Source organism: Streptomyces sp. HB132 (genome assembly GCF_016909575.1).
Lineage (GTDB): Bacteria > Actinomycetota > Actinomycetes > Streptomycetales > Streptomycetaceae > Streptomyces.
Genome location: NZ_JAFBGA010000019.1, coordinates 49,897 through 71,870, shown reverse-complemented (window position 1 = coordinate 71,870; position 21,974 = coordinate 49,897). Strand labels below are relative to the sequence as shown.

General features: G+C 70.8%; 17 protein-coding genes. 10 read left to right on the top strand and 7 right to left on the bottom strand.

The annotated features are described in order from the left end of the window. Nucleotides 1-2: 2 nt before the first annotated feature. Both JOC24_RS29405 and JOC24_RS29400 read right to left on the bottom strand, forming a co-directional pair. Nucleotides 3-2,243, bottom strand: a complete 2,241-nt coding sequence (locus tag JOC24_RS29405; RefSeq protein ID WP_307792780.1) for an OmpL47-type beta-barrel domain-containing protein — start codon at nt 2,241-2,243, stop codon at nt 3-5. Continuing rightward, nucleotides 2,240-4,738: a ThuA domain-containing protein gene (locus JOC24_RS29400; protein ID WP_239581150.1), complete on the bottom strand. Its 2,499-nt coding sequence runs from the start codon at nt 4,736-4,738 to the stop codon at nt 2,240-2,242. The genes JOC24_RS29405 and JOC24_RS29400 overlap by 4 nt, the downstream gene beginning before the upstream one ends. 232 nt (nt 4,739-4,970) lie before the next feature. Between JOC24_RS29400 and JOC24_RS29395 the strand changes: the two genes are divergently transcribed. After that, a complete protein-coding gene (locus tag JOC24_RS29395) occupies nt 4,971-5,960 on the top strand; it encodes a multicopper oxidase domain-containing protein (protein ID WP_205023452.1) in 990 nt (329 codons plus the stop codon). 10 nt (nt 5,961-5,970) lie between these two features. On the opposite strand, the gene JOC24_RS29390 is transcribed toward JOC24_RS29395, so the two are convergent. Next, nucleotides 5,971-8,151: a DEAD/DEAH box helicase gene (locus JOC24_RS29390; protein ID WP_205023451.1), complete on the bottom strand. Its 2,181-nt coding sequence runs from the start codon at nt 8,149-8,151 to the stop codon at nt 5,971-5,973. Nucleotides 8,152-8,351: 200 nt separating this feature from the next. Between JOC24_RS29390 and JOC24_RS29385 the strand changes: the two genes are divergently transcribed. Together JOC24_RS29385 and JOC24_RS29380 are read left to right on the top strand one after the other, a co-directional pair. Next, the gene (locus JOC24_RS29385) at nt 8,352-9,149 is read left to right on the top strand and encodes a VOC family protein (protein WP_205023450.1); all 798 of its coding nucleotides are present in this window, start codon (nt 8,352-8,354) and stop codon (nt 9,147-9,149) included. A gap of 101 nt (nt 9,150-9,250) precedes the next feature. Further along, a complete protein-coding gene (locus tag JOC24_RS29380) occupies nt 9,251-9,502 on the top strand; it encodes a WhiB family transcriptional regulator (RefSeq protein WP_205023449.1) in 252 nt (83 codons plus the stop codon). Nucleotides 9,503-9,938: 436 nt separating this feature from the next. Here the strand turns inward: JOC24_RS29380 and JOC24_RS29375 are convergent, their stop codons facing one another. The 3 genes from JOC24_RS29375 to JOC24_RS29365 all read right to left on the bottom strand — a co-directional run bounded on the left by JOC24_RS29375 (nt 9,939) and on the right by JOC24_RS29365 (nt 13,494). Next, the gene (locus JOC24_RS29375) at nt 9,939-10,916 is read right to left on the bottom strand and encodes an acyl-ACP desaturase (RefSeq protein ID WP_205023448.1); all 978 of its coding nucleotides are present in this window, start codon (nt 10,914-10,916) and stop codon (nt 9,939-9,941) included. A 157-nt stretch (nt 10,917-11,073) separates the two neighbouring features. Further along, nucleotides 11,074-12,720, bottom strand: a complete 1,647-nt coding sequence (locus JOC24_RS29370) for an ABC-F family ATP-binding cassette domain-containing protein (protein ID WP_307792779.1) — start codon at nt 12,718-12,720, stop codon at nt 11,074-11,076. 357 nt (nt 12,721-13,077) lie between these two features. Beyond that, nucleotides 13,078-13,494 (bottom strand): spore wall synthesis regulator SsgD, encoded by a 417-nt coding sequence (locus JOC24_RS29365; protein ID WP_205023446.1) that lies wholly within the window; start codon nt 13,492-13,494, stop codon nt 13,078-13,080. 182 nt (nt 13,495-13,676) lie between these two features. On the opposite strand from JOC24_RS29365, the gene JOC24_RS29360 reads away from it, so the two are divergent. From JOC24_RS29360 to mmpA, 3 genes are all read left to right on the top strand, one after another. Continuing rightward, nucleotides 13,677-14,762 (top strand): beta propeller repeat protein, encoded by a 1,086-nt coding sequence (locus JOC24_RS29360; RefSeq protein WP_205023445.1) that lies wholly within the window; start codon nt 13,677-13,679, stop codon nt 14,760-14,762. A gap of 274 nt (nt 14,763-15,036) precedes the next feature. Beyond that, a complete protein-coding gene (locus tag JOC24_RS29355) occupies nt 15,037-15,714 on the top strand; it encodes an endonuclease V (protein ID WP_205023444.1) in 678 nt (225 codons plus the stop codon). Nucleotides 15,715-15,796: 82 nt separating this feature from the next. Further along, a complete protein-coding gene (gene mmpA / locus JOC24_RS29350) occupies nt 15,797-15,943 on the top strand; it encodes a morphogenic membrane protein MmpA (RefSeq protein ID WP_205023443.1) in 147 nt (48 codons plus the stop codon). Nucleotides 15,944-15,970: 27 nt separating this feature from the next. Here the strand turns inward: mmpA and JOC24_RS29345 are convergent, their stop codons facing one another. Then, nucleotides 15,971-17,161, bottom strand: coding sequence for a saccharopine dehydrogenase family protein (locus tag JOC24_RS29345; RefSeq protein WP_205023442.1), 1,191 nt, complete (start codon nt 17,159-17,161; stop codon nt 15,971-15,973). A gap of 203 nt (nt 17,162-17,364) precedes the next feature. Between JOC24_RS29345 and JOC24_RS29340 the strand changes: the two genes are divergently transcribed. From JOC24_RS29340 to JOC24_RS29325, 4 genes are read left to right on the top strand one after another with little or no spacing between them, the layout of a single operon-like run. Next, nucleotides 17,365-18,516: a CaiB/BaiF CoA transferase family protein gene (locus JOC24_RS29340; RefSeq protein ID WP_205023441.1), complete on the top strand. Its 1,152-nt coding sequence runs from the start codon at nt 17,365-17,367 to the stop codon at nt 18,514-18,516. Further along, entirely contained in the window at nt 18,516-19,550 is a 1,035-nt protein-coding gene (locus JOC24_RS29335) for an LLM class F420-dependent oxidoreductase (protein WP_205023440.1), read from the top strand. Before JOC24_RS29340 ends, JOC24_RS29335 begins: the two co-directional genes overlap by 1 nt. Before the next feature lies 1 nt (nt 19,551). Continuing rightward, nucleotides 19,552-20,694, top strand: coding sequence for an acyl-CoA dehydrogenase family protein (locus JOC24_RS29330; protein WP_205023439.1), 1,143 nt, complete (start codon nt 19,552-19,554; stop codon nt 20,692-20,694). A gap of 37 nt (nt 20,695-20,731) precedes the next feature. Next, nucleotides 20,732-21,946, top strand: coding sequence for an acetyl-CoA C-acetyltransferase (locus JOC24_RS29325; protein WP_205023438.1), 1,215 nt, complete (start codon nt 20,732-20,734; stop codon nt 21,944-21,946). Nucleotides 21,947-21,974 lie beyond the last annotated feature (28 nt).

Genomic DNA, 21,974 nt, shown 5'->3' with positions numbered 1-21,974 from the left:
CCCTACAACTCCTGGATGCGGATGTCGCGGTAGGAGATCACGTCCGTGGTGCTGTGGACCTGGAGCCCGATGTAGCCGGAGGCGTACCGCCGGCCGTCGGTGCCCGGGTCGTCGTCCCGCGGCGGCTCGAACAGCTGGCCGCCGTTGTTGTCGAACTCGTTCAGCAGGACACCGTTGCGGTAGACCGAGTAGTGCTGGTCCACCACCCGGATCTCGTAGTCGTTCCAGGTGCCCTTGGGAGTGACGCCGGCCCCTCCGAGACCGACCCGGTCGAACCCGTAGAGGGAACCGGTCTTGTACATGTCGCCGTCGGGCCGGTCGTTGACCTGGATCTCATGGCCGTACTTGATGGCGACCCACTCCGGACGTGACTCCTCCGGGTGGTCGTGGACGTTCGGGAAACGGACGAACACCCCGCCGTTGGCGTTGCCCGCGCCGGGGGCGTCGTCCCGCCACTGGAGCTTCAGCGAGAAGTCCCCGTACTGCCTGGCCGGGAACCACAGCATCCCCATGCCGTCCACGGTGGTGGAGCTCGTGATCGAGCCCTCCTCCTCGTTCAGCGCGAACTGTCCGCCGCCGACCTGCTGCCACTTGGCGAGGGAGCCGGCCGTGCCGTCGAACAGCTTGCGGTAGCCCTCGTCCTGGCCCGGCTTGCCGATGCCGGACTGCTTGGCCGCCCGGTAGATCTTCTTGTGCTCACGGGCGTCGACGACACCGTCGGTCAGGAGCTTGTCCAGGACCTTGTCCACGTGCTTGAGGAACAGCGCGTGCGAGGACCAGTCCTTCTCGTCCTCGATGAGCTCGTTGATCGTGCAGCGGTTGCCGGTCAGCCGGTTGGGGACACCGGTGTCGACCGTGCCGACGATGACCGTGAGCCGTTCGTCGAACTCCGGGCAGTTGGGGGCCGGGACCCCGCCGCTCTGCGCGACGGTGAACGAGACCTTCTTCGCCTCGGAGGTGTTGCCCGCCTTGTCCGTCGCCCGGTGGGCGAACGTGTGGTAGCCGACGCGGTCGACGACGACGGGGGAGGAGTAGGCCAGGTACGGGCCGCCGTCGAGGGAGTACTCGACCTTGGCCACACCCGAGTCCGCGTCGGTCGCGGTGACCGTGGCCTCGGCGCTGGTGATGAACGCGCCGTCCGAGTTCTTGTCGCCCGTCACCACCACGGAGGTCGTCGGCGGTGTCTTGTCCTGCGACGGCGGCTCGACGACGGTGAAGTCCGCGGACTTCACCGCCGCGACGTTGCCGGACTTGTCCGTGGCGCGGTAGCGGACGCTGTGCGTGCCCACCTCGTGCACCATCACGGGCGCGGTGTACGCCTTCCACGCACCGTCCGCCCCGACGGCGTACTCGATGGTGTTGACGCCCGAGCCGGTGTCGGACGCGGTCACGGTGACCGTGGCCATGCCGAGGTAGGCGCCGGCGTCGTCCTTCTCGCCCGACACGGTCGCCGAGGTCTCCGGCGGGGTCTCGTCGTCCGTCGGCGGCGCTGCGACCGCGAAGTCGACGGACTTCTCCGCCGCCGCGTTGCCCGCCTTGTCGGTGGCACGGTAGCGGATCGTGTGCGTCCCCACCTCGTCCACCACGACGGGCACGGTGTACGGCTGCCAGGCGCCGTCCGCCCCGACGGCGTACTCGACGGTGTCCACGCCCGAACCGGCGTCCGTGGCCGCCACTGTGACGGTGGCCTGGCCGATGTACGCGCCGTCGGCGTTCTTGTCGCCGTCCACCGTGGCCGAGGTCTCGGGAGCGGTGGTGTCTTCGCCGCCGCCGTCGTCCTCGGTCACCGTGAGGATGCCCTGCATCGAGCCGTGGCCGGGAATCGTGCAGTGGTAGAAGTACCGGCCGGGCGTGAGATCGACCTCGACGCTGTGCTTGCCGCCCTCGCTGTCACTGGGGTTGGCCAGGATGTTGACCGCGACGTCGTTGTTGAACTCCACGTCCGAGACGCTGAACGTCAGTGTGTGCGGCATGCCCGTCGTGTTGCCCGTGGCCGCGCTGTTCTCGAAGACGATGGTCGCGGCGCCGGCCACAGCGGTCTTGGGCGCCGACAGGTAGTGGTCGATGGGGTCGCCTGCGGTCCACGTGAGGACCTGGTCGGCGGCAGCCGCCGCCCGGTCGTCGTCGCGGCCGTACGCGGCGGTCGACGCCAGCCCGAGGACCATCAGGAACGAACCGAGCAGGGCCAGCCACCACCGGGCGGGTCCGTACCGCTTTCGCGCGAGGAGCGAAGGGTGTCTCACTGCGCTGCCGCCTTCCTGGCCAGGTCTGCGGCGGCCGGGGTCGGACCGCCGCCCTTGTACGTCACGCGCCACAGCGCGGACTTGGAGTCGGAGGTGAAGAAGCCGCGTCCGTAGTCCAGGACGTAGAGCGAGCCGTCCGGGGCGAACTTCCAGTCCATGAGGTTGCGGATGCCGTCCGCACCGACCGGAATGATCTTCTTCAGGGACTCGGCGTGCGTGGGCAGGCCGCCCTTGCCGACCGTCTTCGGGTCGGTCAGCACGGCGTGACGCGGCTGGGTGTCGTCGTAGAAGTCGCCGACGAACCACTTGCCGTCCCAGTACGACGGCCACTTGGCCTTGCTCGTGCTCGCCGCGTCGTAGCGGTAGACCGGGCCGTTCATCGTGGCCTGGCCGCCGCCCTTGAGCCAGGGCAGGAGCTGCTTCTGGTCCTCCACCTTGTAACTGGGCACGCCGTTCGCGTCACGCGGGTAGTCCACGCCGCCGCCCTGGGGGGAGTACCAGATGGTGTTCGACGTGACGGGAGGCAGCTTGACCAGGCCGTCGTTGTTGGGCGACTCGTTCTTCGGGGCGTTGCAGTCGTACCAGCCCAGAGGCTTGGACGGATCGGGCAGGTTGCGGTCCCGGTAGGGCTGCTTGTTGCCCATGCAGTACGGCCAGCCGTGGTTGCCGGCCTTGGTGATCGCCGCGAACGTGTCGTACTTCGCGGGACCCCAGGTCGTGCTGGGAGCGCCCGCGTCGGGGCCGACCCAGCCCGCGTACAGCGTGTCGGTCGACGTGTCGATGGAGATGCGCGCCGGGTTGCGGACGCCCATCACGTAGATCTCGCCACGGGTCTTGCCCCCGCCCTCGTCCGGCTCCTCGCCGGTGAAGAGGTTGCCCTCGGGCAGGGTGTAGGTGCCGTCGTCCTCGGGGTGGATCCGCAGGATCTTGCCGTTGAGGTTGTTGGTGTTGCCCGCCGTGCGGCGGGCGTCGGCGAACGACACGCCCTTGTAGTTCGGCTCCGGGTTGTTGCCCGAGTAACCGTCGCTGAAGCCCGAGGAGTTGTTGTCACCCGTGGCGACGTAGAGGTTGCCCTTCGAGTCCCAGGCCATGCCGCCGCCCGCGTGGCAGCAGCTGTGGATCTGGACCGGCCAGTGCAGCAGCACCTTCTCGGACGCCAGGTCCAGCTTGTTCGTGGCGTGGTCGAAGGTGAAGCGCGAGACCTGCCGCACCGCCGTCTGCTTGTCGCGGTCGATCTTCGCGTGCGGGGTGTAGTGCAGGTACACCCAGCCGTTGGTGGCGAAGTCCGGGTCCAGCTCGATCCCGAGCAGCCCCTCCTCGACCTTGACCAGCTCGTCGCCGCCGCCCTTGTTGCCGAAGACGCTCAGCTTGCCGGCGAGGGTGACCTTCTTGGTCGCGGGGTCGTATACGTGAACCTCGCCCTCGCCCTTGCCGATGTTCGGGTCCTTCCAGTCGGTGACCACCGGCACGCTGCTGTCCGCGCCGCCGCGCCCGATGTAGAAGACCCGGCCGTCCTTGGCGGTGACCAGGCCGTGGGGCTCGCCGATCTGGTCGTTCCTGCCGGGCTGGTTGGGCTGGGTGAGCCGCTCCGCCGTGTAGTTGGAGTCGACGGTGGCCTTGCAGTCCGCCTGCGAGATACGGCTCGTCCAGGCCAGCGCGCCGCGCAGGTGGTCCCGGAAGTCGGTCTCGGCGAAGCCCGCTGCCGTACCGCCCATGGCGGTGTAGAAGGAGCGGCCGCCGTCGTAGTCACGGCACCAGGAGACCGGGTGGTCCCAGCCGTTGGCGCTCTTGCCGGGGGAGTAGGTGAGCTCGCGGACGCGGGCCACGGTGTGGACGTCGCCGGACGGGTTGTCCTTCCAGTTCAGCCACTTGTCCGGGCGCTTCCACTCCAGCGGGAGGTTCTTCGTCGCCGGGTGCTGCCGGTCGCCGATCTCCACGGTGGCGCGCTGGACGGCCGTCGGGCTGTCGGCCGCGGGACGTGCGCCGACGAGACCGGTGAACCAGTCGGAGTACGGCTCGGTGCGCGCCGCGTCATGGATGCCGAGGAAGCCGCCACCGGCCTCCATGTACGCCTCCAGACCCGCCTCCTGCTCCGGGTCGAGCACGTCGCCGCCGCCGGTCAGGAAGACGACCGCGTTGAACCTGCCGAGCTTCTTGCCGTTGGTGAAGACCCCGGCGTCGTCCGTGGCGACGGTCTTGAAGCGCCCGGACTCCGGACCGCTGAGTCCGATCTTCTCGATGGCCGCGATGCCCGCGTCCACGGTCTGGGGCTCCTCGCCCGCCGAGGCGTGGAACACCAGGACCCTGACATCGGACCCGCCCGGCGGCGAAGGCAGGGACAACGTTGTCGCCATCCTCTCCTTCAGCCCTGGATCCGGATACGGGCTGGCGGTGGCCGCCTGGCCGCCGAGCAGGGACGCGGTCAGAGCCCCTGCCGCCACGGCCGCCGCGACACCGCGACGCGATCTGGACCTGCGATGTGGTGTGCGCTGCATGTGGTCACCCACCCCTCTTGGTCACTTCTCCGGTCACTACTTCGTCACCGCACCTCTGTTGGTCACTGCGACAGCGCACGAAGCTAGACCTCTTTTCATGACTCGCCAATAGGTATGGCAGCAATCGAACGAACTTTGTCCTGAGTGTGGATAAACCAACGCTCCCCGGCTACCGTGTGGGCCGTCCAGGGGAGCAGCGCGTCAGTTTCCGTCTCGCATTGGGGAGTTCGACATGGACCGAAGGACCTTCAACCGCCGGATGCTGGTGGGCGGCGGTGTGGCGGCGGCCACCGGGGTGACATCGATGTCACTCGGTGCGGTGCAGGCCACTTCCGCGGAGAACCCGGCGAAGACGGCCCCCGCGGGCGGGGTCGTCCGACATCTCAAGCTGTACGCGGAGAAACTGGCGGACGGTCAGCTCGGGTACGGTTTCGAGAAGGGGAAGGCGTCGATTCCCGGGCCGCTCATCGAGATCACCGAGGGCGACACGCTGCACATCGAGTTCGAGAACACCACGGACGTCGACGCCAGCCTCCACGTCCACGGCGTCGACTACGACATCGCGAGCGACGGCACCCGGATGAACCGCAGCCACGTCGAGCCCGGCGGCACCCGCACGTACACCTGGCGCACCCACGTCCCCGGCCGCCGCAAGGACGGCACCTGGCAGGCGGGCAGCGCAGGCTACTGGCACTACCACGACCACGTCGTCGGCACGGACCACGGCACGGGCGGCATCCGCAAGGGCCTGTACGGGCCACTCGTCGTTCGCCGGAAGGGAGACGTCCTGCCGGACAGGACGATCACCATCGTCTTCAACGACATGACGATCAACAACAAGGCGGCCCACGAGAGTCCGAACTTCGAGGCCACCGTGGGCGACCGGGTCGAGGTCGTGATGATCACGCACGGCGAGTACTACCACACGTTCCACATCCACGGGCATCGCTGGGCGGACAACAGGACCGGCCTGCTCACCGGCCCGGACGACCCGAGCCGTGTGATCGACACGAAGATCTGCGGCCCCGCCGACTCCTTCGGCTTCCAGATCATCGCGGGCGAGCACGTGGGGGCCGGTGCCTGGATGTACCACTGCCACGTCCAGAGCCACTCCGACATGGGGATGGCGGGGCTGCTGCTCGTCGCCAAGGCGGACGGCACGGTCCCCGGATACGACCCGCCGCACCACGCGGCAGGTGCGGCCGAGGCCCACGAACACTGAGGCCCCGCCGTCAGACCTCGGCGGCCAGCCGCATTTGTTCCTCCTCGACGATGCGCCGGGCGAGGTCCCCGTCCGACACGTCGACGGCGTCGGGCGTCGCCTCGGCGACATCGCTGCGCCGCGCGTACGCGTCGAAGAGCCGGTCCTTGCGCGCGAGGATGTCGAGCATCCGCTGATCCACGCTGTCCGCCGCGAGGAGCCGGTGGACCCGCACGGTCCGTATCTGCCCCATGCGGTGCGCCCTGGCCACGGCCTGGTGCTCCATCGTCGGCTTGATCTGCGGCTCGCACAGGATGACGACCGACGCCGCCTGGATGTTGAGCCCGACGCCCCCCGCCTGTATCTGGCTCAGCAGCACCGCGTGGCCCTCCGTCGCGCCGAAGGAGTCGACCAGGTCCTGCCGGCGTGCGGCCGGGACACTTCCGGAGAGAGGACCGAACACCCCGTCGCCCAGGGCCTCCTGGACGGTCCGGAGCACTTCGCGGAAGTAGGAGAACACCACGACCTTGAGCCCGTTGTCCTCGGCCTCCGAGACGAGTTCACGCAGCCGGTTCAGCTTCGCCGACGTCTCCGGCCGGGCGTACGCGGCGCGGCGCATCCGCATGAAGTGCCCCGAGCCGACGGCGTCGCGGTACGCCTCGAGGTCGGCGGGCGAGAACTCCTCCCATTCGTCGGCCTGCACCAGGGCCGGGAGTTCCCCCAGGACGTCGTCCTGATTCCGGCGCAGGTAGGCGGGGGCTACGGCTCTGCGGAAAGCGTGCGAGCCGGCGACGCCGTGGGTGGAGGTGACCAGCGGCGCCGATTCGGGACGGAGTTGGTGCATCAGGCTGCGGAACTCCTCGACCCGGTTCTCCATCGGCGTGCCGGTCAGGAACAGCACCCTGTCGGTGTGCCGTGTCCAGCCGCTCACGGCCCGGGAACGGCGCGTCGCGGGGTTCTTCACGAAGTGGGCCTCGTCGACCACCACCATGCCCGGCCTGACCCCGCCCCCGGGACCGTCCGGCAGCGAGTGCAGCGCGTCGAAGGTGGTGAGGGCGACCCCGCCCCGTTCCCGCCACTCGGTGAACGCGTCCTGCCGCTCCGGACCGTGCACCGGCACGGCCCGCAGGGTGGAGCGGGCCTCGATCTCCCGCCGCCAGTTGATCAGGACGCTCGCCGGGCACACCACCAGGAAGTGGGTCTCGCCGCCGGCCGCGAGGTGAGCCAGCGCGGCGATGGCCTGCACGGTCTTGCCGAGCCCCATCTCGTCCCCGAGGATCACCCGCTTCTGGGTGAGCGCGAAGCGCGCGCCGAAGGACTGGTAACCGCGCAACGAGACCCGCAGACACGTGTCGTCCAGCCGCAGCCCGCGGACCCGGTCCGCGATCCCGGCAGGCAGGAATCCCTGGGCCGCGTCCCGGTCGGGACCGCTGCCGGACAGCTCGGCGAGCAGGCTGTAGTAGTCGGCCGGGCGCAGTTCGAAATCGACCCACGCCTCGGCCTCCGACACGGGTCCGCGCAACAGATCGACGGACACCTGTGCGAACAGGGTGCGCAGTTCACGCGCGTCCGAGTCCCGTAGGACCCCTCGTACGGCGGCCACGGCGGCCAGTGCCAGGTCGCCGGCCGCCCGCCCCGAGAAGAGCATCCGCAGTCGGCTCCGGGCCGGCGCGGCCGTCGTGAGCAGCGGCTCCAGCTCGGCGGTCAGACGCCGGGCGGCATCGACGGCCCGACGTACGTCGGGGCCGCCACCGACCAGCCGGTGCAGGGCGACGAGCAGAGAGGTCGTGGCCGCGTCGGGCGCGTCCACGTCCATCCGCACGGCGACGGAGTCACGGACCGCGCGCGCGATCTGCCGTGCGGCCGCCAGCACCTGGTCAGCCGTCTGCGCACCGACACCCGGGATCTGCCGGAGCTCGTAACGCCCGGCTCCGTGGACCCGGCCGACCGTTCCGTATCCGGCCTGCTCCAGCGCGCCGAGCCGCAGCCGGCCCTCCGTGACCTCCGTCAGCCGGGAGACGGGGATGGAGGCCAGCCCGTGGTCGACGAGGGAGTCGAGCAGGGGATCGAGTGCGGCGCGCGCGGTCTCGACGGCGCCGCGGTGGTCGTCCAGCACCGCCCGGGCCGAACCGGCGAGCACCTGGGCGTTCCCGAGCAGTGCCCGTGCGGATCTTCCCGTGGGTACGTCGCCCGTGGGTCCGGCCTGAGTCATGTACGTCCTTCTGTTCCCGCCACCGCGGTCCGCAGTCGTCGCGGCCCGCCACCGACCGGCTTCATCGTGCCACGACACCTGCGGCGTCCCGCACGGTGCGAACTGCGGTCGTCGGTGCCTGGTGCAAGACTCGGAGATGCGCGGCACCTCCATCTCCGACAAGACGAGCGGGACCACGGGACCCGCCGAAGGAGCACATCATGCTCGACCCGGCTTTCGTCACCGGCGCCCCCAACTGGATCGACCTCGGCACCCCCGACATCGAGGCGGCCACGGCCTTCTACAACGGTCTCTTCGGCTGGGACCTGGTCCCCGGCGGCCCGGAGACGGGTGGCTACGGGATGTACCAGCTGCGGGGCAAAAACGTCGCGGGGGTCATGACCGTGCCGGAGGACCAGGGGCAGCCCGCCTGGTCGGTCTACTTCCAGACCCCCGACGCGGACGCCACGGCCCGGACGGTCGAGCTGGCCGGAGGGTCGGCGGCGTTCCCTCCGATGGACGTGCTCGACTACGGGCGCATGGGTGGCTTCACGGACAGTCTCGGCGCGTACTTCGGCGTCTGGCAGCCCGGGACCAACCCCGGCCTCGGAATGATCATGGAGAACGGCGCGTTGATCTGGTCCGAGCTGTACACGCCGGACGTTCCCGCGGCGGCCGCCTTCTTCCACACCGTCTTCGGGTGGCAGACCGACATCATGTCCTTCCCCAGCGGTCCCTACACGATGATCCGGCCCGCCGGAAGTGATGGAGCCGAGTCCTTCTTCGGAGGCATCCAGCCCCTCGACGCGGTGCCCAGCCAGACCGGTGCCGGGCCTCACTGGCTGCCGTACTTCGCCGTGGAGGACACCGACGCGGTGGCCGCCGGCGTGGAGCGGCTGGGCGGACGGGTGACCATGGCTGCGGTGGACCTGCCCGACGTCGGCCGGATCGCCACCTTCGCCGACCCGGCGGGTGCCGCCTTCGCCGTGATCAAGCCCCTGCCGATGCCGCAGGACTGATCCGCGGGGCCGGGCGTGCCGGGAGCGAGGAGTCCGCTGTCGGCCCGGCCGTTCAACGATCGTTGATCGCTTGTTTGTCGCGACCGGGCACCGTGGGCCCCATGCCGATCAACACCATGACCGACGAGCTCCTATGGCGGGAGACCGCGCTGTGCGCGCAGGCCGGGCCCGAGTTCTTCTTCCCGGCGCCGGGCAGCTCCACCCGCGAGGCCAAGCAGCTGTGCAACGCCTGCGAGGGCCGCGTGGCGTGCCTGGAGTACGCACTCGCCCACGACGAGCGCTTCGGCGTCTGGGGCGGCATGTCGGAGAAGGAGCGGGACCGACTGCGGAGAAGCCGCTCCGCACGAGGCTGAGCGTCGGCCCGACGGGCCCGTGCGTCGGCGAGTGTTCCGTCCGGCCCTCCCGTCAGGCCACCGACCGGCCTTCCCGTCAGGTGATCCGTCAGGCGTCGCCTTGTACCTGCCGCACCAGGGGCTGCTTCGTCCCTCGGCGAGAGCCGGTCGGCGATCAGGGGCCCGCGGGGCCGGGCATGGGGACGCGCCGTGCCGTCGCCGCCCTCCGCGGCCGTGCCGCCGACGCCGTCGCGGCGCGCCGGAAGCCGTAGAAGCCGTTCGCCCCGACACCTGGGCCGTGCGGGACCGTCGCGTCGTACTGACGAACCGCCCCGGTGCTCCGAGGCCGTCCGTCTTCTTCGTCCCGAGTGGCGCACGCGCGATACGTGCGGCCGACGCCGTCCGGCCGGGGGCGGGGAGCGGATCCCGATCCCGGCCGGGACGGATGCCGGGCGGATCAGCCCTGGTCGGCCCGGGCCGCCAGGCGGGCCTTGCGGGCCGCCAGCTTCTCGTCGAACTTCGACGCCTCGCTGTCCAGACCGCTCATGTACAGCCCGAGCTCCTCCTGCGCCTTGAGGCCCTCCGGACCGAGGCCGTCGATGTCGAGGACCTTCAGGTACCGCAGGACGGGCTGGATCACGTCGTCGTGGTGGATGCGCATGTTGTAGATCTCGCCGATGGCCATCTGCGCGGCGGCCCGCTCGAAGCCGGGCATGCCGTGACCGGGCATCCGGAAGTTGACGACCACGTCGCGGACGGACTGCATCGTGAGGTCCGGGGCAAGATCGAAGGCCGCGCCCAGCAGGTTGCGGTAGAAGACCATGTGCAGGTTCTCGTCGGTCGCGATCCGGGCCAGCATCCGGTCGCACACCGGGTCGCCCGACTGGTGACCGGTGTTGCGGTGCGAGACGCGGGTCGCGAGCTCCTGGAACGCGACGTACGCCACGGAGTGCAGCATCGAGTGGCGGTTGTCGGACTCGAAGCCCTCCGCCATGTGCGCCATGCGGAAATGCTCGAGCTTGTCCGGGTCCACGGCGCGCGAGGTGAGCAGGTAGTCGCGCATCACGATGCCGTGCCGGCCCTCCTCCGCGGTCCAGCGGTGCACCCAGGTGCCCCAGGCGCCGTCGCGGCCGAAGAGCGAGGCGATCTCGTGGTGGTAGCTGGGGAGGTTGTCCTCGGTCAGCAGGTTCACGACGAGGGCGATGCGACCGATGTCGGTGACCTTGGACTGGCTGGTCTCCCACGCCTCGCCGTCCTCGAAGACACCCGGGAAGTTCCGGCCGTCGGAGAACGGTACGTACTCGTGGGGCATCCAGTCCTTGGCGACCTTGAGATGGCGGTTGAGTTCCTTCTCCACCACCTCCTCCAGCGCGTACAGCAGCTGGGCGTCTGTCCACGCCTTCGAACTGCCCAGATGGGGAGAGGTGATCGTCACGGGGGGCTCCTGGGGACGGGAGAAATATACCTACGGCTTCGTAGGTTACGTGACCGTAGGTTAAGGCGGCAGTAAGGCCATAGCCAAGCCCGCTCCTCGTGGTGTCTGTTCACCGAGTGTTATCCGCGCAGGTCAAAGGTGTACACCGGCGGACAAGTCAGGCGTCCTGGGGCCCGAGTCCCGGTAGCGCCCCGGGGGTGGTGTCCCGGAGCCCTTCCGCGTCCAGGAGCAACCAGCGGGTGATCCCCAGCGACTTCAGGAACGGCATGTCGTGGCTCGCCACGATGAGCGCGCCCTCGAAGGCCTCCAGCGCCGAGGTCAGGCGGCGGACACCGGGCAGGTCGAGGCTGTTCGTCGGCTCGTCCAGCATCAGCAGCCGGGGAGCGGGCTCGGTGAGCAGCAGTGCTGCCAGTGTGGCCCGGAAGCGCTCACCGCCCGAGAGCGCGTCGGCCGGCCGGTCCGCACGCGCGCCCTTGAAGAGGAAGTGCGCCAGCCTCGCCCGGATGGCGTTGCCGGTGGCGCCGGGCGCGACGCGCGCGACGTTCTCGACCAGGGACATCGCACCGTCGAGGACGTCGAGACGCTGCGGCAGGAAACCCACCGGCACCTGCGCGGCCGCCTCGCCCGACACCGGATCGAGCTCGCCCACGATGGTACGCAGAAGCGTCGTCTTCCCCGCGCCGTTACGGCCGACCAGTGCGATCCGCTCCGGGCCGCGCAGGTCCCATTCGCCCCGCACCCGTCCCCCGTGGGCGAGTTCGAGATCGCGGAGCACCAGCACGCCGCGGCCCGGATGCACCCGGGTGTGCGGCAGTTCGATCCGGATGGCCTCGTCGTCCCGAACCGCGTCGACCGCCTCGTCGAGACGTTCCTCGGCGTCCGCCAGCCGCTCCGTGTGCATGATGCGGTGCTTGCCGGCCGACTCCTGGGCCGTCCGCTTGCGCAGGTTCATCACGGCCTTCGGCTCACGCTTGGTGTCCCACATCTTCTGCCCGTACCGCTTCCGCCGGGCCAGCTTGACGTGCGCGTCGGCGAGTTCGCGCTTCTGCCGCCGCACGTCGGCCTCCGCGACCCGCACCATCCGCCCGGCCGCCTCCTGCTCCACGGCCAGCGCCTCCTCGTACGCGGACAGGTTGCCGCCGTACCAGGTGACCGCGCCGTCGCGGAGGTCCGCGATCCTGTCCACCCGCTGCAGCAGTTCCCGGTCGTGGCTGACCACGACCAGCACCCCCGTCCAGGCTTCCACCGCCTCGTACAGCCGCTGTCGGGCGTACAGATCGAGGTTGTTGGTCGGCTCGTCCAGGAGAAGAACGGAAGGCCGTGCCAGCAGCAGGGCCGCCAGCCGCAGCAGCACGCACTCACCGCCGGACAGCTCCCCGACGGTGCGGTCGAGGCCGATGCCGGACATGCCGAGCCGGCCGAGCACGGCGCGGGCGCGTTCCTCGACGTCCCAGTCGTCACCGACCGCGGCGAAGTGCTCCTCGCGGGCGTCGCCCGCCTCGATGGCGAGCAGCGCAGCCCGCGCGCTCGCCACCCCGAGGACCTCGTCCACCCGCAGAGCGGTGTCCAGGACGAGGTCCTGGGTGAGGTGGCCGATGTCGCCTGCCGTTGCGATGTGTCCGGCGGTCGGTCCGAGTTCACCGGCGATCAGACGCAACAGGGTCGACTTCCCACAGCCGTTGAGTCCGATGAGCCCGGTTCGGCCGGGGCCCACAGCCAGGTGGAAGTCGTCGAAGACCTCGCTGCCGTCCGGCCAGGCGAACGAGAGGGAAGAACAGAGGACATGGGTCGAGGATGCAGGCACGAGGGCCTCCCGGATGCGTCGGGAAAACACGGAGAACGGCTCGGACATCGGGGTGGGTCACGCACGGCACACGCGCCTCGGGGCGCGCGGCACGGCCGGCGGACACCTCAGATGTGGAGCAACGTCCTTCTCCGATCCGACGACGACAGGGACACCGGTGACGCTACGAGAGGCCTCGCCGCCACGCAACCGAATTCGGGCCGTGCGGGCGACATCGGGCGAGGCGGGCGTCCGCGGGCCCGCTGACCGCGGCCCGTCGGGTGGACGCGCCGCGCGACGTGGGTCGGCCAGGCCCCGTGCCGCGCCGGCTGAAGGAACCCTCGGCTCAGCACTGCGGCGACGGTCAGGAGGCGCGGCTCAGGAGGACCCGCCCAGCAGGTCGGTCAGATCGCCGTCCAGATCGAGGAAGAGGTATTCGTCCCCCGCCGGAACCAGTTCCTGCGCCCGCTTCAGGAAGCGGCGCAGCTCCGACGTCCGCACGTGCACCATCGCGATGCCCTCGACCGCGTGGAACTCCAGGACCGTGCGGTCGTACCCGAACGGCCGGACCCGCACGTCGCCGGCGCCGGCGGGTGAGTCCATGCCCGTGGCGAGCAACTCCCGGGAGAACTCCCAGGAAACCTCGGTGCCTTCGAGGGTCGCGGGCGCCGGGAACGCCATGCGGACGGCAAAGGGGTCCTCGCGGTCGTAGTGCAGAGTGGCGGGCAGGGTCTCCATACGCGGTGCGGACGCGACCATACGTGCCTGCACGGACTGCTCGATAACGCTGGACAAGACCTGCTCCCTCTCGCCTCGGACGAACGGTTCCCGGCATTGGAGTAGACGACGGAACGTCTCGATCCGTGCACTGCCGGGCAGCGTGAGCTGCGTCACCGCTGCACCCTCTCCGATCAACTGCCCCGTTTCGCGCGGCGCACCCTGGACTGCCGCCCACGGGTGGGTTAGCTTCCAGCGCCATGAGGGCCATGGGGAAGATGAGAAGGCTGATGGCACCGGTGCTGTGCGGCGCTGCGGTGACCGCCGCACTGGTCGCACCGACGGCGCGGGCCGCACCGGTTGGGCACCCGGACCGGGACCCGGGGTGGGTGCTCACCGCCACGGGTACGGAGGTGCGCCTCCGAGGCCTTGCGGCCGTAGGCCGCGACGCCGCCTGGGCAGCGGGCACCGGGGGCACGGTGCTGCGCACCACGGACGGAGGGCGCCACTGGCAGGACGTCTCGCCGGCCGGTGCGGCCGGGCTGGAGTTCCGTGACATCGAGGCCTTCGACCGACGGCGGGCCGTGGCGTTGTCCATCGGAGAGGGTGAGGCGTCCCGGGTCTTCCGCACCGAGGACGGCGGCACGACCTGGTCGGAGTCCTTCCGCAACACCGATGCCCGGGCCTTCTACGACTGTCTGGCCTTTTTCGACCACCGCCACGGCCTGGCGATGAGCGACCCGGTCGACGGGAGGTTCCGCGTCCTGTCGACCTCCGACGGCGGACGGAACTGGCGGGTGCTTCCCGACGCGGGGATGCCCCAGGCACAGCCCGGAGAGGCCGGGTTCGCAGCGAGCGGCCAGTGCCTCGTCAGCTCGGGCACGCGGGACGTCTGGCTCGCCACCGGCGGCGCGGCGACCTCCCGGGTGCTCCACTCCGGTGACCGCGGTCTGAACTGGACGGAAGCCGCGTCCCGCATCCCGGCCGGGGACCCGGCACGTGGGGTGTTCGGCCTCGCCTTCCGCGACCGTGCGCACGGCATCGCGGTCGGCGGCGACTACCGGGCGGACCAGCCGTCGCCGGAAGCCGCGTCCGTGACCGGGAACGGCGGCCGGAGCTGGCGGAGCGCGGACGCCCCGCCGCCGGCCTATCGGTCCGGGGTCGCGTGGCTGCCGCACAGCCGTTGGTCGGCGCTCGCGGTGGGTCCCACCGGAACCGATGTCACGCGGGACGGCGGCCGGACCTGGCGGACCGTGGACACCGGCTCGTACGACACGGTCGACTGCGCCTCGGACGGCGGCTGCTGGGCCGCGGGTGAGAAGGGCAGGGTCGCGCGGCTGCGGTAGCGGCCCTTCGGTACGGACACGTGACGCCCGCCCCGCGACCGGGCCCGCGGGCCCCGGTCGCGGGCGGGGAGGTGCCGGCGACCCGCGAACCGGTCGGCTGAGGACGGATCGGACGACTGATCAGCGGTGTGCGGTCCTGCGGCCCAGGGACCGTGCGACGGCGTCCCAGGAATTCGTCGCCCGTGTGGGCGTCGACGCGCTCGACCGAAGCGGTGCGGGTCGCCCCCGGATCGGACATGATCGCCGGACCGGCGAGCTCCTAGACTGACCGGCCATGACGACTTTCCGGATGCCCGCCGACGAGGCCGAAGCCCGCTCCGTACAGGACGCGTTGCGCGCACGGGTGGTGCTGGACGAGCCGGGGCCGCCGCCGGGTACCGGCCGGGTCACCGGAGTCGATGTCGCCTACGACGACGAGCGGGACCTCGTCGTGGCGGCGGCCGTCGTCCTGGACGCGGCGACCCTGGAGGTGGTCGCCGAGTCCACCGCCGACGGCCGTGTGACGTTTCCGTACGTGCCCGGGCTCCTCGCCTTCCGTGAGCTCCCGGCCGTCCTGGCCGCGATCGAGGGCCTGCCGGTGGACCCCGGGCTCGTCGTCTGCGACGGCTACGGACGGGCCCACCCCCGCAGGTTCGGCCTCGCCAGCCATCTCGGCGTGCTCACCGGCCTGCCGGTCATCGGTGTCGCCAAGAACCCCTTCACCTTCCGCTACGAGCAACCCGGGCCCCGGCGCGGGGACTTCACCCCGCTCATGGACGGCGACGAGGAAGTGGGGCGGGCCCTGCGCACCCGGGACGACACGAAACCCGTCTTCGTCTCCGTCGGACACCGCACCGGCCTGGACAACGCGTGCGCCCACACCCTCGCGCTGGCCCGCGGCTTCCGTCAGCCCGAGACCACGCGCAGAGCCGACGCCCTGTGCCGGTCCGCTCTCCGGGAGGCCACCGGCTGACCGGGCCCGGCTCGGTGATCTGTTGCCAACTGAGTACACATACGGATGTTCCTCGTCGAACATCAGGGGCAGGCTGGTACACATGATCGACCACCACACCCCTCAGCTGAGTGCCGGAACCGTACGCCTCTCCCAGCGCGGCGTCGCCGTGGGCATGACCCTGGGCGTCCTCGCAGGAGCCGCCTGGACCGTGTCCATGGTCGTCACGCTGGCGTCCTGGATGCTCTGACCGCCGGAACGGCCGTCATCCCGGGTTTCAGCGCACCGCCGCGACCCGGAAGCGCAGCCCGGCCGCGGTCAGGCGCCCCAACAACGCATCGCCCATCGCCACGGCCGTCGTGACCTGACCCGACGTCGCGGGCAGGTCGTCGAGTGCGAGCGCCAGAGCCGCCTCCGCCAGCATCTTCGCCGTCTCGTCGTAGCCGGGGTCGCCGCCCGAGACCTCCGTGCAGACCCGGCGGCCGCCGCCCTCACCGACGAAGCGGACCGTGAACCAGCTCCGCCCCCTGCGCGCCTCGCCGGGACCCGTGCCCGGCTCGACCCGCGACGACAGCCACTGCCGCGCGGCCGGGATCTGGGCGGCCCCCGCCAGCAGGCCCATCGCCGCCGTGCCGCCGAGTGCCATGGGCAGGTGCTTCACCGAGGCGAAGTGCCGATAGCGGAAGTCGGGGCCGTAGCGCTTGAGCCCCCGCGCGGACCGCTCCACCACGCGGGGGTCCAGGGTAGGCAGCGGCAGTGCCCAGGTGCCGGTCTCCGGACTGAAGTGCGGTGACCCCTGCGGGGCGCGGGCGCGCCGGCCGACCAGGCGAGGCTCGTGCAGACGCCGTTCGCGGGCGGCCCGCGCCATCTGCGGGCCGCGTCCCATCGCGGTGAGCGCCGAGGCGAACGTGCCGCCGGAGAAGGCGGCGTTGGTGCGGACGTAGCCGTCGACGGTCAGCGGAACACCCTCGGGCAGCTGCTGGACCGTGAAGTAGGCGCCGAGGTCGTGGGGCACGGAGTCGAAGCCGCAGGCGTGCACGAGGCGGGACCCCGTCTCGCGGGCCCGGCCGTCGTGCTCCAGGTACATCCGGTCGACGAACTCCGCCTCCCCGGTGAGGTCGGTGTAGTCGGTCCCGGTCTCGGCGCAGGCGGCGACCAGCTTCTCGCCGTACCAGACGTACGGTCCCACGGTGGACGCCACCACGTGCGCGGAACCGGCCAGCTCGCGCAGGGAACCGGCGTCGTCGGCGTCGGCCGTCAGCAGCGGCAGTTCCGCGCAGTGCGGGTTCTCCGCGGAGAGGCGATCGCGCAGCTCCGCCAGTTTGCCGCGGCTGCGGCCGGCCAGCGCCCAGCGGCAGCCTTCCGGGGCGTGTGCGGCGAGATATTCCGCCGTGAGCGTGCCCACGAAGCCGGTGGCCCCGAAGAGGACGACGTCATAAGGGCGTTCTGCCCCGTTCTGCCTGTTCATGAGTGCCTCCGCGGGGCCCGACGTCGATGTAGCAGCCAGAGGGTAGCGGAGGCGTTCGTGGCGCTGCGCGGCCGGGAGGGTCTCCGTGCGAGAGGATCCGGGGAAGAGCTAAGCGCTTGCTCGGCCAAAAGGGTTGTGCGGAGCGCGGTCCGTTCTTAGCATCATCGATGTTACATCAGTTGTGTCACACTGCTGGGGGCTTGATGACAACGACAGGACACGGGTCGCAGGGCCCGCTGACCGGAGTGCGCGTCGTCGAACTGGCGGGCATCGGCCCGGGGCCGTTCGCCGCCATGCTCCTCGCCGACCTCGGTGCCGACGTCGTGCGCGTCGACCGGCCCGGAGGCTCGGTGATCGGTATCGAGCCCGCCTTCGACCTCACCAACCGGAACAAGCGGTCGGTCCTCGTCGATCTGAAGGCGGAGGGCGGAGCAGGGCAGGTGCTCGACCTCGTCGAGCGTGCCGACATCCTCATCGAGGGCTTCCGGCCCGGGGTGGCCGAACGCCTCGGCGTGGGCCCCGACGCCTGCCTGGAACGCAACCCGCGCCTCGTCTACGGGCGGATGACCGGCTGGGGCCAGGACGGGCCGCTGGCCGAACGCGCGGGACACGACATCGGATACATCGCGCTCACCGGCGCCCTTTCGATGATCGGCAGATCCGGCGAACCACCCACGGTGCCCGCCAATCTGGTCGGAGACTACGCGGGCGGCTCGCTCTACCTCGTCGTCGGTGTGCTCGCGGCCCTCCAGCACGCCCGTACATCCGGCGGGAGGGGGCAGGTCGTCGACGCGGCCATCGTGGACGGCGCGGCCCACCTCGCCACGATGATCCACGGCATGCTGGCAGCCGGCAGCTGGCAGGACCGGCGCGGTTCCAACCTCCTCGACGGCGGCTGCCCCTTCTACGGCTCCTACGAGACGTCCGACGGCCGGTACATGGCGGTCGGAGCCCTGGAGCCGCGCTTCTACGAGGAGTTCGCGGAGCTCCTCGGACTCGGGGAGGAAGCCCCCGACCGGAACGACCTCGGACGCTGGGAAGAGCTGCGCGCCCTCGTCGCCGACAGGTTCGGCACCCGCACGCGCGCCGAGTGGACCGAGATCTTCGAGGGGACGGACGCCTGCGTGGCCCCCGTCCTCTCGCTCCGTGAGGCGCCCCGCCACCCCCACCTGGCCGCCCGCTCCACCTATGTGGAGCACAGCGGCCTCACCCAGCCCGCCCCCGCACCCCGCTTCTCGGCGACGCCCGTCTCCGTGCGCAGCGCACCCGCGCTGCCCGGGGCGGACACCGGGGCCGTCGCCGCGGACTGGGGCCTGCCGGGCCTGCTGGCGACCGGGAAGGAAGCCACCCGCTGATGGAACTCTCCCTGCCGCTGAACTACGCGGGCGATCCGCGCGCGGCCTGCGACGAGGTCGCCGGACTCGAGTCCGCCGGCCTCGACGCCGTGTGGGTCGCAGAGGCGTACGGCTTCGACTCGCCCACCCTCATGGGCTACCTCGCCGCCCGCACCGAGCGCCTGAGGATCGGCGCGGCGATCCTCAACGTCTACTCCCGCACCCCCGCCCTCATCGCCCAGACCGGCGCCGGGCTCGACGCCGTCTCCGGCGGCCGTGCCCTGCTCGGACTCGGCGCCTCGGGACCACAGGTCGTCGAGGGATGGCACGGCAAGCCGTACGACCGGCCGCTCGGCAGGACCCGCGAGACCGTCGAGCTGTGCCGGCGGATCTGGCGCCGCGAGGTCATCGACCACCACGGCATCACCGACATGCCCCTGCCGAAGGAGAAGGGCGGCAAGCTCGGCAAGCCGCTGAAGATCCTCACGCGGCCGGTGCGCGACACCATCCCCCTCTACGTCGCCTCCCTCGGCCCCGCCAACGTGGCGCTGACCGCCGAGATCGCAGACGGCTGGCTGCCCACCCTCTACATCCCGGAGAAGGCCCCGCAGGTCTGGGGCGCGGCACTGGCCGAGGGCACGGCGAAACGCGACCCGGCACTCGGCCCCCTGCAGACCGTCGCGGGGGGCCTGCTGGCGATCGGCGACGACGCGGCCGCCGTCAGGGACCTCGCGCGTCCGCAGATCGCGCTGTACGTAGGCGGTATGGGCGCACGGGGCAAGAACTTCTACAACGACCTCGCCGTCGCCTACGGCTACGAGCAGGAGGCCGCCACCATCCAGGAGCTCTACCTCGCCGGGAAGAAGAGGGAGGCGGAGGCCGCCGTGCCGGACGAGTTCTGCGAGCTCATGACGCTCTGCGGCCCCGAAGCGTACGTACGCGACCGCATCGAGGCCTTCCGCGAGGCAGGAGTCACCATGCTCAACGTCACGCCCGTCGGCCCGGAGCCGGCGCGGCTGATCTCCACCGTCAAGAACTGGCTCCAGGGGGCTTGAAGTGCAGCGGCAGATCTTCACCGAAGAGCACGACGCGTTCCGCGGGACCGTCCGCACCTTCCTGTCCAAGGAGGTCCTCCCGCACTACGAGCAGTGGGAGCAGGATGGCATCGTCTCGCGCGAGGCGTGGCTCGCGGCCGGCCGCCAGGGGCTGCTCGGCCTGGCGGTCCCCGAGGAGTACGGGGGCGGAGGCAACGCCGACTTCCGCTACAGCGCCGTACTCGCCGAGGAGTTCACCAGGGCCGGGGTCTCCGGGCTCGCGCTCGGGCTGCACAACGACATCATCGGCCCCTACCTCACCGGTCTCGGCACCGACGAGCAGAAGCGGCGCTGGCTGCCCGGTTTCTGCAGCGGCGAGACCATCACCGCCATCGCCATGACGGAACCCGGCGCGGGCTCCGACCTCCAGGGCATCCGCACCACCGCCGACGACAAGGGTGACCACTGGCTCCTCAACGGTTCGAAGACCTTCATCTCCAACGGCATCCTCGCCGACCTGGTGATCGTGGTCGCGAAGACCTCACCGGAGGGCGGCGCGAAAGGCCTCTCGCTACTCGTCGTCGAGCGCGGCGCCGAGGGCTTCGAGCGGGGCCGCAACCTCGACAAGATCGGGCAGAGGTCCCAGGACACCGCCGAGCTGTTCTTCAACGACGTACGCGTCCCCAAGGAGAACCTCCTCGGCGAGCCCGACGGCGCCTTCATCCACCTCATGACCAACCTGGCCCAGGAGCGGATGGGCATAGCGGTCGCCGGAATCGCCGCCGCCGAACACCTCCTGGAGATCACCACCCGGTACGTCAAGGAGCGTGAGGCCTTCGGACGCCCGCTCTCCAAGCTCCAGCACATCCGCTTCGAGATCGCGGAGATGGCCACCGAGTGTGCCGTCACCCGCGCCTTCCTCGACCGCTGCATCGTCGACCACTCCGAGGGGACGCTCGACGCCGTGCACGCGTCGATGGCCAAGTGGTGGGCCACCGAGCTGCAGAAGCGCGTCGCCGACCGCTGCCTCCAGCTCCACGGCGGCTACGGCTACATGACGGAGTACCAGGTCGCCAAGGCCTTCACCGACGGCCGCATCCAGACCATCTACGGCGGGACGACCGAGATCATGAAGGAGATCATCGGCCGCTCGCTGCTCGCCTGACCTCCCCGCCCAGCACCGACCCCGAAAGGCAGCTGCCTTGAGTACCGAAGCATTCGTCTACGACGCGATCCGCACCCCGCGCGGCCGCGGCAAGGCCAACGGCGCCCTGCACGGCACCAAGCCGATCGACCTCGTCGTCGGCCTCATCCACGAGATCCAGGGCCGTTTCCCGGACCTCGACCCCGCGGCCATCGACGACATCGTCCTCGGAGTGGTCAGCCCGCTCGGAGACCAGGGCTCCGACATCGCCCGTATCGCCGCCGTCGCGGCCGGACTCCCGGACTCCGTGGCGGGCGTACAGGAGAACCGCTTCTGCGCCTCCGGTCTGGAAGCGGTTAACCTCGCCGCCGCGAAGGTGCGTGCCGGCTGGGAGGACCTCGTCCTCGCCGGCGGCGTCGAATCCATGTCCCGTGTGCCGATGGGCTCCGACGGCGGCGCCTGGGCCATGGACCCCATGACCAACTTCGAGACCGGCTTCGCCCCGCAGGGCATCGGCGCCGACCTCATCGCCACGATCGAGGGCTTCTCGCGCCGTGACGTCGACGAGTACGCCGCGCTGTCCCAGGAACGCGCCGCCACCGCCTGGAAGGAGGAGCGCTTCGCCCGTTCCGTCGTCCCCGTCAGGGATCGCAACGGGCTGCTCGTCCTCGACCACGACGAGCACATGCGCCCCGGTACGACCGCCGACTCCCTGGCCTCCCTGAAGCCCTCGTTCGCCACGATCGGCGAGATGGGCGGATTCGACGCCGTGGCCCTCCAGAAGTACCACTGGGTCGAGAGGATCGACCACGTCCACCACGCGGGCAACTCCTCCGGGATCGTCGACGGCGCCGCCCTCGTCGCGATCGGCTCCAAGGAGACCGGCGAGCGCTACGGACTCACACCGCGCGCCAGGATCGTCTCCGCGGCCGTCTCCGGATCCGAGCCGACCATCATGCTCACCGGTCCCGCCCCGGCCACCCGCAAGGCGTTGGCCAAGGCCGGACTCACCATCGGCGACATCGACCTCGTCGAGATCAACGAGGCCTTCGCCGGAGTCGTGCTGCGCTTCGTCCGGGACATGGACCTCTCGCTCGACAAGGTCAACGTCAACGGTGGCGCCATCGCCCTCGGCCACCCGCTCGGCGCGACCGGCGCGATGATCCTCGGCACGCTCGTCGACGAACTGGAGCGTCAGGACAAGCGCTACGGACTCGCCACCCTCTGCGTCGGCGGCGGCATGGGCGTCGCCACCGTCATCGAGCGTCTCTGACCGTCCCCGGCCACCCCTGCTTACGGAG

Excerpts from the sequence above, each read along its gene's own strand:
- JOC24_RS29400 (WP_239581150.1), bottom strand. The coding sequence starts at position 4,738 with ATGCAGCGCACACCACATCGCAGGTCCAGATCGCGTCGCGGTGTCGCG.
- JOC24_RS29395 (WP_205023452.1), top strand. The coding sequence starts at position 4,971 with ATGGACCGAAGGACCTTCAACCGCCGGATGCTGGTGGGCGGCGGTGTG.
- JOC24_RS29390 (WP_205023451.1), bottom strand. The coding sequence starts at position 8,151 with ATGACTCAGGCCGGACCCACGGGCGACGTACCCACGGGAAGATCCGCA.
- JOC24_RS29385 (WP_205023450.1), top strand. The coding sequence starts at position 8,352 with ATGCTCGACCCGGCTTTCGTCACCGGCGCCCCCAACTGGATCGACCTC.
- JOC24_RS29380 (WP_205023449.1), top strand. The coding sequence starts at position 9,251 with ATGCCGATCAACACCATGACCGACGAGCTCCTATGGCGGGAGACCGCG.
- JOC24_RS29360 (WP_205023445.1), top strand. The coding sequence starts at position 13,677 with ATGAGGGCCATGGGGAAGATGAGAAGGCTGATGGCACCGGTGCTGTGC.
- JOC24_RS29355 (WP_205023444.1), top strand. The coding sequence starts at position 15,037 with ATGACGACTTTCCGGATGCCCGCCGACGAGGCCGAAGCCCGCTCCGTA.
- mmpA (WP_205023443.1), top strand. The coding sequence starts at position 15,797 with ATGATCGACCACCACACCCCTCAGCTGAGTGCCGGAACCGTACGCCTC.
- JOC24_RS29345 (WP_205023442.1), bottom strand. The coding sequence starts at position 17,161 with ATGAACAGGCAGAACGGGGCAGAACGCCCTTATGACGTCGTCCTCTTC.
- JOC24_RS29340 (WP_205023441.1), top strand. The coding sequence starts at position 17,365 with ATGACAACGACAGGACACGGGTCGCAGGGCCCGCTGACCGGAGTGCGC.
- JOC24_RS29335 (WP_205023440.1), top strand. The coding sequence starts at position 18,516 with ATGGAACTCTCCCTGCCGCTGAACTACGCGGGCGATCCGCGCGCGGCC.